This is a genomic window from Quadrisphaera granulorum (assembly GCF_003149145.1).
Classification (GTDB): Bacteria; Actinomycetota; Actinomycetes; order Actinomycetales; family Quadrisphaeraceae; genus Quadrisphaera; species Quadrisphaera granulorum.
Genome location: NZ_QGDQ01000023.1, coordinates 76,191 through 87,281, shown reverse-complemented (window position 1 = coordinate 87,281; position 11,091 = coordinate 76,191). Strand labels below are relative to the sequence as shown.

At 72.7% G+C, this 11,091-nt stretch carries 9 protein-coding genes; 5 read left to right on the top strand and 4 right to left on the bottom strand.

Annotated features, from left to right (window positions below; genetic code table 11):
• Positions 1–154: 154 nt before the first annotated feature.
• From BXY45_RS16835 to BXY45_RS16825, 3 genes are all read left to right on the top strand, one after another.
• Positions 155–1,372 (top strand): Fic family protein, encoded by a 1,218-nt coding sequence (locus BXY45_RS16835; protein WP_109775665.1) that lies wholly within the window; start codon positions 155–157, stop codon positions 1,370–1,372.
• A 276-nt stretch (positions 1,373–1,648) separates the two neighbouring features.
• Positions 1,649–3,247 (top strand): methyl-accepting chemotaxis protein, encoded by a 1,599-nt coding sequence (locus BXY45_RS16830; RefSeq protein WP_170131568.1) that lies wholly within the window; start codon positions 1,649–1,651, stop codon positions 3,245–3,247.
• Positions 3,248–3,307: 60 nt separating this feature from the next.
• Complete coding sequence (locus tag BXY45_RS16825; protein WP_211319674.1) at positions 3,308–5,074, top strand: bifunctional 3'-5' exonuclease/DNA polymerase; 1,767 nt, start codon at positions 3,308–3,310, stop codon at positions 5,072–5,074.
• On the opposite strand, the gene BXY45_RS16820 is transcribed toward BXY45_RS16825, so the two are convergent.
• Genes BXY45_RS16820 through BXY45_RS16810 form a run of 3 tightly spaced genes read right to left on the bottom strand, consistent with a single transcriptional unit; the run spans position 5,016 to position 7,179 of the window.
• Positions 5,016–5,789 (bottom strand): hypothetical protein, encoded by a 774-nt coding sequence (locus BXY45_RS16820; protein WP_211319673.1) that lies wholly within the window; start codon positions 5,787–5,789, stop codon positions 5,016–5,018. The genes BXY45_RS16825 and BXY45_RS16820 overlap by 59 nt on opposite strands.
• A complete protein-coding gene (locus BXY45_RS16815; RefSeq protein ID WP_109775663.1) occupies positions 5,786–6,745 on the bottom strand; it encodes an ABC transporter ATP-binding protein in 960 nt (319 codons plus the stop codon). The genes BXY45_RS16820 and BXY45_RS16815 overlap by 4 nt, the downstream gene beginning before the upstream one ends.
• The gene (locus BXY45_RS16810) at positions 6,742–7,179 is read right to left on the bottom strand and encodes a GntR family transcriptional regulator (RefSeq protein ID WP_211319672.1); all 438 of its coding nucleotides are present in this window, start codon (positions 7,177–7,179) and stop codon (positions 6,742–6,744) included. The genes BXY45_RS16815 and BXY45_RS16810 overlap by 4 nt, the downstream gene beginning before the upstream one ends.
• A 138-nt stretch (positions 7,180–7,317) precedes the next feature.
• Here BXY45_RS16810 and BXY45_RS16805 point away from each other — a divergent pair, with 138 nt between their 5' ends.
• Together BXY45_RS16805 and BXY45_RS16800 are read left to right on the top strand one after the other, a co-directional pair.
• Positions 7,318–8,328, top strand: coding sequence for a hypothetical protein (locus BXY45_RS16805; protein ID WP_218566935.1), 1,011 nt, complete (start codon positions 7,318–7,320; stop codon positions 8,326–8,328).
• A gap of 22 nt (positions 8,329–8,350) precedes the next feature.
• Positions 8,351–9,907: an AAA family ATPase gene (locus BXY45_RS16800; protein WP_211319671.1), complete on the top strand. Its 1,557-nt coding sequence runs from the start codon at positions 8,351–8,353 to the stop codon at positions 9,905–9,907.
• 61 nt (positions 9,908–9,968) lie between these two features.
• Here BXY45_RS16800 and BXY45_RS16795 read toward each other — a convergent pair whose 3' ends face one another.
• Entirely contained in the window at positions 9,969–11,042 is a 1,074-nt protein-coding gene (locus tag BXY45_RS16795) for an alkene reductase (protein ID WP_109775662.1), read from the bottom strand.
• Positions 11,043–11,091: the final 49 nt, after the last annotated feature.

Sequence of the window (11,091 nt, the reverse complement as noted above, 5' to 3'; positions counted from 1 at the left end):
CAGAGCGTTAGCAACTCCATGATGTGGAGGGCCCCGTGCCCGCTCGCAACTCCAGCGGGTCACTCGCCAAGATCGCACCTACTGGCGGACGCTCTTAGGGAAACAACCGAGAATAGGGACATCCATCTTCTCGCTTAGTGACCGCGGAGACCGCATGACCGCCGCGCAGGCCGCGCGCCTTCGGGTGCCCCCGCACGGCACTGAGGTGCTGCCATGGCGCAGGCAGGATGGTCGCCGCTCGGAGATCACCGAGTACGCCGCGAGCATCCCCCCCAAGATCTCGGAGCTCGACCTCGACGTCCCCGCGGGCCTCCTGGAGGCCTGCCGCGCCGCTCAGGTGGAGATCGGTGTGCTGGAGCGCCGCTGGGCCGATGCGGTCTCCGTTCTCGAGCCCTTCCTGCTGCGGACCGAGGCCATCGCGTCCTCCCGCATCGAGGACGAGCTGACCACCGTCGACCAGCTGGCTCGAGTCCAGCACGGGCTGAGTGGCCCGCGATCAGCGCGAACGGTCATGGGGGCGGTGGTCGGTCTGCGACTGCTGGTGGAACGCGCTGCCCGCGGCGTCGAGCTCGACGACCTCCTTGCGGCGCACCGCCTCCTGATGGCCAACGATCCTCACGAGCGTCACGACGCCGGCCGGCTCCGCACCGTCCAGAACTGGATCAGTGGCTCGGATAGATCGCCGCTGGGTGCGGTTCACGTTCCCCCGGCACCGGCCCATGTCCCCGAGCTCATGGACGACCTCCTGGCGTTCATGCGCCGCACCGACCTCGACCCCGTGGTGCAGGCAGCGGTGGCACACGCGCACTTCGAGTCGATCCACCCGTTCAACGATGGCAACGGACGCATCGGACGATCGCTGGTCAACGCCGTGTGGCGTTACCGCGGGGTCACCGCGCGGATAGCGGTGCCGATCGCCTCGGCCATCGTCGCCGACCGCGAGGAGTACTTCAGTCTCGTCAACCTGTACCGCACGGGCGATGCCCACGCGTTCTGCGGCTACCCCGCGGACGCGACAACTCGATCCGCCGCTGAGGCGGAGGTCTCCGCACAGCGATTGCTCGGGTTGCCCGGGCGATGGCGAGAGCATGTCCGTCCGCGCTCAGGTTCGGCGACAGACGAGCTGCTGAACCTGCTGCCGGGGCATCCCGTGGTCGACGCCACCGACGTCGCTCGGCTCACGGGCGCCTCGGCGGCCCGCGCCTACGTGGCCATCGAGCGACTGGTCGAGGCCGAGGTGCTCCGGCCGATCACCGCCTCGAAGCGCGGCGCCGCTTGGGCTGCTGGCGACGTGCTCGACGAGGCCGACCTGCTCGTCGACAGGCTGCGCCTGCGTCGCCTTCAGGAACGGCAGCCACCAGAAACGCGCTAGGTCCTGGTGCCGGTGGCAGGAGGGGACGCGTCGAGGCGCCTGCCCGGCCGCACCGAGTTGCCCGCCCGCGAGAGCCGGGACAGCTTTCGTGGCGCTCGCCGTCGTCGCGGGCCTGCTGAGCGGGCTCGCCAGGTGGGCGCACCGCGCGGTTTCACTCGATCGGGGACGTTTGATGAACCACCTGTGAAGCGTTCGGTCAAGGTCGCTCGCGCACGGCCGATGCACGTGGTCGCCGCGCGCTACCGACGCGGTCCGCACGAGCGAGGAGCGACCACCATGACCGACGCCGAGCCGACCACCGCCCCTCAGCGGTGGACCATCGGACGCACTCTCGGCGCGCTGCTGCTGACCGTCGGACTGGCGGTCGCGCTGCTCGTGACCGGCGCGGTGACCACCCAGCACCAGCTGAGCCTCGCCAACGACAGGGTCGACCACACCCACCGGGTGCTGGAGGGCGTGGAGCACACCTCCGAGCTGCTCGCGACAGCCGAGTCGAGCCAGCGGGGCTTCATCATCACCGGTCGTGACCAGTACCTCACGGGCTTCTCCACCGCCTCGGCGGAGATCACCGAGGCCCTGTCGGTGCTGCGCGCCCTGACCGCGGACAACGCCGACCAGCAGGAGCGCCTGGGCCAGCTCGAGCCGCTCGTGGAGGCCAAGGTCGCGGAGATGCAGTCGACCATCGACGCGCGCCGCGGCGAGGGCGGCTTCGCCGCCGCGCAGGCCATCGTGCTGACCGACGCGGGCGCCGCGTCCGGCCGGCAGATCGCCCAGCTGTTGGGCGACGTCGCTGCCGAGGAGGAGTCCCTCCTGGCGGAGCGCGACCGCCACAGCGACAGGTCCGCGGTCATCGCCGAGGGGTTGCAGCTCGGCGGCGGAGTGCTCCTGCTCGTGCTGATGGCCGTCGGCGGCGTGCTGGTCATCCGCAAGATCACGCGTCCGGTGCGGGAGGTCACCGCCGCGCTGGGGGCACTCGCCGAGGGCGACCTCACCCGCACCGTCACGGTGCGGACCACCGACGAGACCGCGCTGATGGCCGCCTCGCTCAACCGCGCCACCGCCGCGCTGCGCGCGAGCATGGCGCAGGTCCGCAGTTCCGCGCAGTCCCTCGCGACCGCGTCGGCGCAGCTCACCTCCACCTCGGAGGCCATCGCCGAGTCCGCGGAGGCCACCACCGGCCAGGCGGTCCAGCTCACCGACAGCGCCGCCGGGGTGGCGCGCGAGGTCGCCAGCGTCTCCACGGGCAGCGAGCAGATGGGGGCGTCGATCCTGGAGATCAGCACCAGCGCCCAGGACGCCGCGCGCGTGGCGGGAGAGGCCGTGGACCTGGCCGCGTCGTCGTCGGCGGCGGTGGGCAGGCTCGGACGTTCCTCCGCGGAGATCGGTGCCGTGGTCAAGGTCATCACCTCCATCGCCGAGCAGACCAACCTCCTCGCGCTCAACGCGACCATCGAGGCGGCCCGGGCCGGTGAGGCCGGCAAGGGGTTTGCCGTGGTCGCCACGGAGGTGAAGGAGCTGGCGCAGGGCACCGCCCGGGCCACCGAGGACATCGCCCGGCGGGTCGAGGCGATCCAGGGCGACACGAGCAGCGCCGTCGAGGCCATCACACGCATCTCCGAGGTCATCGCCACCATCAGCGACTTCCAGACCACCATCGCCTCGGCGGTGGAGGAGCAGTCGGTGGTCACCCAGGAGATGACGCGCGGCGCGGCGCAGGCTGCCGGGGGCACCGACGACATCGCCGGCACCATCGAACGGGTGGCTGTCGGAGCCCGCGACACCACCGCGAGCGTGAAGGAGTCGCAGGTGGCGGCTCTGGAGCTGGCGCGGATGTCCCGAGAGCTGGACGACCTGGTCGCCGCCTTCAGGCTCTGATCGAGCAGGACGACGACGGGCCGCGCTCGGCCTGTCGGACCCGGCATCCAGACTGACCGGGTGTCGGGTCCGCGTCAGGTGCTGCTGCAGCGGCGAGTACCCGGCGCCGTCGTCGCCCGGCTCGATGACGGCGAGATGGTGCAGCTGCCCGAGGCGCAGCTGCCCCGTTTCGTGGCCGATGTGGAGGGGGCGGGCGCCGGGCCGCGCTGGGTGTGGGACGACACCACCCGCTGGTACCCCCAGCTGCTCGCCGCCGGGGTGCGGGTGCAGCGGTGCACTGACCTGCGGCTCGTGCACCGGGTGCTTCGGCGAGCCCCAGGCGTAGACCAGGGGCTGTTCGCCGGTCCCGAGACGACGGCGTGGGACGAGCTGCAGCCCCTCAGCGGCGGCGGTGCCTCGCGGGCGGAGGAGGCGCCCGAGGGGCTCTTCGACCTGCAACCCCGCGCGCTGCTGCTCGACGTCGACGCGGAGCACGACCGGCAGCAGGCGGCGCTGGCCGCCGCGTCACCTCCCGGCCGGTTGCGCCTGCTCACGGCGGCCGAGAGCGCCGGCGCGCTCGTCGCTGCCGAGATGACGCACGCCGGGCTGCCGTGGCGCGCCGACGCGCATGAGGCGCTGCTCGCGGCGGAGCTCGGACCGCAGCCGCCCGCGGGGCAGCCGCCGGCCGTGTTGGCCGCGCTGCTCGCCGACGCCCGTGCAGCGCTAGGGGCGCCGTCACTCAACCCCGACAGCCCCGCCGACCTGCTGCGCGCCCTGCGTCGCGTGGGCCTGGAGCCGCCCGACACCCGCTCGGGCACGCTGTCCCAGCTCGCCCACCCAGCCGTGCCCCTGCTGCTCGAGCACCGCCGCCTCTCCCGCCTCCACGCCGCGAACGGCTGGCGCTGGCTGACCGAGTGGGTGCGTGACGGCCGCTTCCGCCCCGACCACCTGCCCGGCGGCGTGGTCAGCGGGCGCTGGGCCGCGCAGGGCGGTGGCGCGCTGTCCGTGCCGGCGGTGCTGCGCCCGGCGGTGGTGGCTGACGACGGCTGGCGGCTGGTGATCGCCGACGTCGCCCAGCTCGAGCCGCGCGTGTTGGCTGCGGTCAGCGGCGACGTCGACCTGGCTCGCGCCGCCGCGGGCGGCGACCTGTACCAGGGCCTGGTGGACAGTGGCGCTGTCGCGACCCGCGCCGACGCCAAGCTCGCCGTGCTCGGCGCGATGTACGGGGCCACCGCCGGCAGCGGTGGGCGCATGGTCGAGCACCTCGCGCGGCGCTACCCGCGCGCGGTCGAGCACCTCGAGCTGGCTGCCGCCGCGGGGGAGCGGGGTGAGGTGGTGAGCACGTGGCTGGGGCGCGGCTCGCCGCGGCCGGACGGGTCGTGGACGCAGCAGGCGCCCGACGTTCCCGCCACCGATCAGGAGCTGCGGGAGCGCCGCTCCTGGGGGCGGTTCACCCGCAACTTCGTGGTGCAGGGGTCGGCGGCCGAGTGGGCGGCCAGCTGGGTCGCGCTGCTGCGCGAGGAGCTGTGGCGCCTCGGCGACTCCGGCCCCGTCGAACAGCCCGTCGAGCGCCGGCCACACCTCGTGCTGTTCCTCCACGACGAAGTGCTCGTCCATACTCCGGCGGAGCTGGCCGACGAGGTGGCGGCAGCCGTGCGCGCCGCGGCGGAGCGCGCGGGGCGCCTGCTCTACGGCGAGTTCCCGATCACCTTCCCCCTGGACGTGCACGTCGGCCGCACCTGGGCGGACGCCGACGACGACGGCAGCTGCGCCCGTGCCCCCGCCGAGGTCAGCGCACTGACGCCCGCCGCAGTAGCGCGAGCTCCCCGACGCACGCCACCGCGATGATTCCTGCCGCCGTCGCGGCAAGCCACCACAGCTGGAACGCATCTGCGACGGCGCCCAGGTGCGGCGCGAGCAGCAGCGCCACCGCGGCGAGCAGTGCCGCACTCGTGATGCCGAGCACGACCGGCCCGCGCGGGCCGAAGCGCACCCACGCCGCCGCGAACAGCGCGCCCAGCGAGAGCATCGTCAGGCTGCCGAAGAACAGGATCCCGACCAGCCGCAGCGGGTCGCCGCCGCCGAGCACCACGACGTCCATGAGGTACAGCCCCACGAACCACTGCCCAGTGAGGCGCTCCACGCCCAGGAGCACCAGCCCGACGACGGCGATGTACGCCGACAGCAGTCCGTGGAACGCGAGCGTGCCGGTGGTGAAGGCGCGCCGGCTGGTGCCCAGCGCCAGCGCGAAGGGGAAGGTGGTGGCCACCGACTGCACGCCGTAGTACCCGAGGAAGCCGGGCAGCGCCCACAGCACGCCGGGGTTGTTGCGGCTGTTGCTGATCCACTCGTCGGTACCCGGTCGGGACCCCATCTGGTAGAAGAACGCCGCGATCACCCCGGAGACGAGGAGCACCAGCCCCAGCGTCACCAGCGGCACGGCGAACGTCATGAACCGCTTGGTGGTCTGCAGTGCCACCACGTCGAGCGGGCTGGGAGCCCTCACGGCTGCTGGGGCGGTGCTTGCCTCAGGGGCGAACGCGGGCGCCGTCGTCGTCGTCATGATCGGGCTCCTGCCGTCTCGAGGTGCTGTTCGGTGGTGTGTCCGGTGGAGGGTCCAGCACCGTGGGCTGCGACGACGTCCTGCAGGCTCGCCGGCTCGACCTGAGCGCCGGCCGCCCGCGCGGCCGCCGCGGCTTCCGGCGTCAGCGTCGCCTCGACCGTCACCGACCGCAGCCCGCCCAGGCGACTGCTGGCGAGCACCGGTAGCCCGTGGACGAGGTCGGCGACGACGACGGCGGGCCCGCTGACGGTGTAGGCGGCGCTGCGCGCCTCGTCGAGGCTGCAGTCGCGCACCACGCGGCCGCCTTCGAGCACCACGACGTGCTCGAGCAGCGCTTCCATCTCGTCGATGAGGTGCGTCGAGACGACCACGGTGCGCGGGTGCTCGGCGAGGTCTTCGACGAGCTGGGCGTAGAAGATCCGGCGGGCGCTGGCGTCCAAGCCGAGGTACGGCTCGTCGAACACGGTCAGCGGCGCCCGTGAGGACAGCCCCAGCACGATGCCCAGCGCCGACAGCTGGCCCCGGGAGAACTTCTTGACGTCCGTGCGGGCCGGCAACCTGAACGCGTCGACCAGCTCCGCGGCGCGCTCGTGACTCCACTGCGGGTGGAAGCGTGGGGCGACCGCGAGCACGTGGCGCAGGCGGAAGTCGTCGGGGTAGCGCTGGGCGTCGCGGACGAAGCTCACAGCGCTGGTGGTGGGCGCGTGGGTGAAGGGGTCGTGCCCGAACACCTCGACGCGGCCGCTGGTCGGCCGATCGTGGCCGGCGAGCAGCGACATCAGCGTCGTCTTGCCGGCGCCGTTGCGGCCGAGCAGGCCGCACACCGTGCCGTGGGGGACCTCGAGCGTGACGTCGTCGAGGGCGTGGGTCTGCCGGAAGGCCCGGCCGACGCGGTCGAGCCGGACAGCCGGCGCGCTGTCGGCGTGGACGGTGGAGACGGCGTGGCCGGTGCTCACAGGGGAGTCCTCTCGCGGTCGGGTCCAGGGTGGCGCTGCTGCGGCGGTTCGTGCTGGGCCGGATCCCTTCGCATGCGCTGGTCAGCGCGTTCGTCGACGAGGCGGTGCACTTCGCCGAGGTCCAGACCGAGGGCGCGGGCCTCCTCGAGCAGCGGCGCGACGAAGGCATCGGAGAAGCGGGCGGTGCGGTCGGCGAGGAGCGCGTCGCGCGCGCCGTCGCTGACGAACATCCCCAGCCCGCGGCGCTTGTGGAGCAGACCCCGCTCGACGAGCAGGTTCACGCCCTTGCCGACGGTCGCTGGGTTGATGCGGTGGAACGCGGCGAGCTCGGTGGTGGAGGGCACCTGGGTGCCCTCCGGGTAGGCGCCGGCGGCGATGCCGTCGGCGAGCTGGTCGGCGATCTGCTGGAAGATCGGTCGGCCGTCGTCGATCACGCGACCTCCTTGGTTCATTAGTCGAGTAACTAACCAGGGAACCCAGCTCGTGTCAATGGCCGGCGCCGCCCCCGCGCACGATCAAGGACGTCAGCGCCAGAATCGCGGTGTCGGCGGACGGGTCTAGCGTCCGTGGGCGTGACCGATGACGAGGTGCTCGCGTGGCTGCTCGACTCCGATCCCGCGCTGCGCTGGCAGGTGCAGCGAGATTTGGCGCACGAGCCTCCGGCCGTCTGGGAGGCGACCCGAGCGGGCACGGCCACCGAAGGTTTCGGTGCGCGGCTGCTGGCCCTCCAGGGCGACGACGGCCAGTGGGCGGGCGGCGCGTACTTCCCGAGGGAGGTTCGCGAGGGCACGTTCCCCGATGAGCCTGGCCAGCCGTACACCGCCACCACGTGGTCGCTGAACCAGCTGCGGGAGTGGGGCGTGCCCGCCTCGGCGCTGCGGCCGCGTACGGCAGAGCTGCTCGCCGCCGTGCGCTGGGAGTACGAGGACCTGCCGTACTGGGGCGGCGAGGTCGACGTCTGCATCAACGCCTTCACCCTCGCCAACGGGGCGTGGCTCGGTGCTGACGTATCGGCCATCGCGGCGTGGTTCCCTTCCCACCAGCTCGACGACGGCGGGTGGAACTGCGAGTGGGTGAACGGCTCGACTCGCAGCTCCTTCCACTCCACGATCAACGCTGTCATCGGCCTGCTCGACCACGAGCAGCGCACCGGCGGCACACGCGGCACTGGTGTGCTGCGCGCAGCGCGGCACCGCGGCGAGGAGTACCTGCTGCAACGCCACCTCCTGCAGCGCCTCAGCACCGGCGAAAGTCACGCGCCGTGGGCAACGCACTTCGCCTACCCCTACCGCTGGGTGTACAGCGCGCTGCGCGCCGCCGACCACTTCCGCTCCGCGGCACTCCATGACGGGCTCACCCCCGACCCGCGCCTCGCCAAGGCCGTGGCCCTCGTTCGAGAGGCTCGCGACGACGACGGCACGTGGCACCAGGAGCTCCGCCACGAGGGCCGCGTGTGGTTCGACGTCGACGGCGGGGTCGGCGAGCCGTCGCGGTGGATGACGTTCCACGCGCTGCGGCTGTTGCGCTGGTGGGACGGGTCTGGAGCGACCAGCGTCCGGCTGAGGGATGACGCGCCGCGGTGACCTACGCAGCAACGATGCACCGGTGACGGATACCCCCTCGCCCCGCACCCCCGACGACGACCGGCTCGCCCTGGCGCGGGCCGTCACCGGCCTGCTCGAGTGGGCGCAGGAGACCACCGCCGAGCGGATCCCGCCGCTCGTGACGAAGATCCGTGACCATCTCGGGGAGGGCGCCGTCGACGCCGGCGTCCTCAGCCGCGAGTTCGCCGTGTTCGACCGCGTCAACCTCCAGCTGGCGCTGGACGCGTGGAGCGCGGAGCACGGTCGGTCCGTCGAGGTGGTCGGCTACACGATCCCGCCGCACTTCGGCACCGTCGACGTCGCGCAGATGCTGCAGGGCTCGCACCTGCCGCCGCTGCGCGTCACCAAGCCGCCCGTCGACGACCTGCCCTCCGGGCCCACCAGCACCACGGCGGTGTGGCGAGCCGTGCTGCTCCTCGTCGAGGACCACCGCGGGCGTCACGTGCTCCACGTCCGCGGTCCCGCCGACCAGCACGGCCACAGCGGGCTCACCGTGGAGGTCGCGGGTCTCGAGACCGCGCACGCGCAGGAGCTGCTCGGTGAACTCGAGGCGCTGCGCTCCGCGAAGAACGTCTACCGCGGCCAGGTTCTGGAGATCGGCAGCACCGACCACGGCAGCATGACCGTCCGCTTCCCCGACCTGCCCCGCACCGAACGGGACGACGTCGTCCTCCCCGAGAGCGTGCTCGCCCGCGTCGAGCGGCACACCCTCGCCGTCGCGGCCCGCCGGGAGGTGCTGCGCGCCAGCGGCCAGCACCTCAAGCGCGGTCTGCTGCTCTACGGCCCGCCCGGCACGGGCAAGACCCACACCACCCGGTACGTCGTCACGCACCTGCCCGATACCACCGCGTTGCTGCTCTCCGGCCGCTCTCTCCACCTCATCGGCGCGGTCGCGGCGATGGCGCGCGAGCTGCAGCCCGCCGTCGTCGTCCTCGAAGACGTCGACCTGGTCGCCGAAGACCGCTCCTACGGCCACGGCATGAGCCCTGTGCTCTTCGAGCTGCTCGACGCGATGGACGGCGCAGCCGCCGACGCCGACCTGCTCTTCCTCCTCACCACCAATCGCGCCGAGGCTCTCGAGCGGGCGCTCGCGGCCCGCCCCGGACGCGTGGACGTGGCGCTGGAGATCGGCCTGCCGGACGCCGACGCTCGCCGTCGTCTCCTGCGGCTGTACTCACGGGCGGTGCCGCTGACGGCCAGCGACGAGGTGGTCGACGAGGTCGTGGCGCGCTCGGAGGGCGTGACGGCGTCGTTCGTCAAGGAGCTCGTGCGCCGCGCCGTGCTCGAGGCGGCGATGGCTCAGGACGACGACGCCACGCAGTCCGGCGAGGCGGTCCGCGAGGTCACCGGGGAGCACCTGCGGCACGCCCTCGACGACCTGCTCGACTCCAGCCAGGCGCTGACGCGCGCGCTGCTCGGCGTCCCCGCCGACCAGTCCGACGAGCCCGACGGAGAAGGGACCGTGAGCTACGACGGCAGCTACGAGCCAGGCGTCCAGGTGGTCCAGACGGCTCAGCAGTACCGCTCAAGCGGTGGCTGGTTCCGCCACCACCCCTAAGCGTGATCATGGGCAGTCGGCCACCTCGGTGGCCAACTGCCCATGATCACGGACGGGGTTGTCAGAGGGCGAGGCGCGGGTAGTCCGTGTAGCCCTTCGCGCCGCCACCGTAGAACGTCGAGCCGTCGGGCTCGTTCTCGTCGGCGCCGATGCGCCAACGCTCGGCCAGGTCCGGGTTGGCGATGACCGGACGGCCCACCGCGACGGCGTCCGCGATCCCGTCGGCCACGAGCTGCTGCGCGAGCTCGCGCGTGCTCGGCGCGCCGAAGCCGTTGTTGGCGATGAGCGGAGCGCCCACGCGACGGCGGATGTCCTGCACGAGCGCACCGCCGAGGTCGGCGTGCAGCACGGACAGGTACGCCAGGTCGAGGTCGGCGAGCCCGCCGGCGAGCGCGGCGTAGGTGGCGGCGACGTCGTCGGCGTCCTTCTCCCAGACGTCCTGGATGTTGTGGGCGGGGCTGATGCGCAGGCCCGTGCGGCCCGCGCCGACGGCTTCGGCCACGGCGCGGACGGTCTCCACCACGAAGCGCGCGCGAGCCTCGGGCGTGCCGCCGTAGAGGTCGGTGCGGGTGTTCGAGACGGGGGAGAGGAACTCGTGGAGCAGGTAGCCGTTGGCGCCGTGGATCTCCACGCCGTCCAGCCCGGCGGCGACGGCGCGCTTCGAGGCGGCGACGAACTGCTCGCGCACCTCCTCGAGCTCGTCGAGGGTCAGCGCGTGCGGGGTGTCGTACCGCTTCTTGCCGCTGGGCACGTGAACATCACCGTCGATGGCGACGGCGCTCGGCGCGACAGTCCGCCCGGTTCCGGTGATGTCGGCGTGCGAGACGCGGCCGGCGTGCATGACCTGCATGACGATGGTGCCGCCGGCGTCGTGGACGGCCTCGGCGACACGGCCCCACGCCTCCTGCTGCTCGTCGGTGACGATGCCCGGCTGGCCGGGGTAGCCGCGACCCTCGAGTGACGGGTAGGTGCCCTCGGAGACGAGGAGGCCGAGGCTCGCGCGCTGCGCGTACATCTCGGCAACCAGCTCACCGGGTACGCCCTCCTCGCCCGAGCGCAGGCGGGTCAGCGGTGCCATGACGATGCGGTTGGACAGCTTGAGGTCGCCGAAGACGGCGGGGGTGAAGAGGTCCATGTCCCGGATCAACCCAAGCGCCTCTCCGATGTGTTCCAACTTTCAAGGA

What these genes read in the sequence shown, in the direction of transcription:
- BXY45_RS16795 (WP_109775662.1), bottom strand. Translation starts at nt 11,042, where the DNA reads ATGGACCTCTTCACCCCCGCCGTCTTCGGCGACCTCAAGCTGTCCAAC.
- BXY45_RS16830 (WP_170131568.1), top strand. Translation starts at nt 1,649, where the DNA reads ATGACCGACGCCGAGCCGACCACCGCCCCTCAGCGGTGGACCATCGGA.
- BXY45_RS16835 (WP_109775665.1), top strand. Translation starts at nt 155, where the DNA reads ATGACCGCCGCGCAGGCCGCGCGCCTTCGGGTGCCCCCGCACGGCACT.
- BXY45_RS16820 (WP_211319673.1), bottom strand. Translation starts at nt 5,789, where the DNA reads ATGACGACGACGACGGCGCCCGCGTTCGCCCCTGAGGCAAGCACCGCC.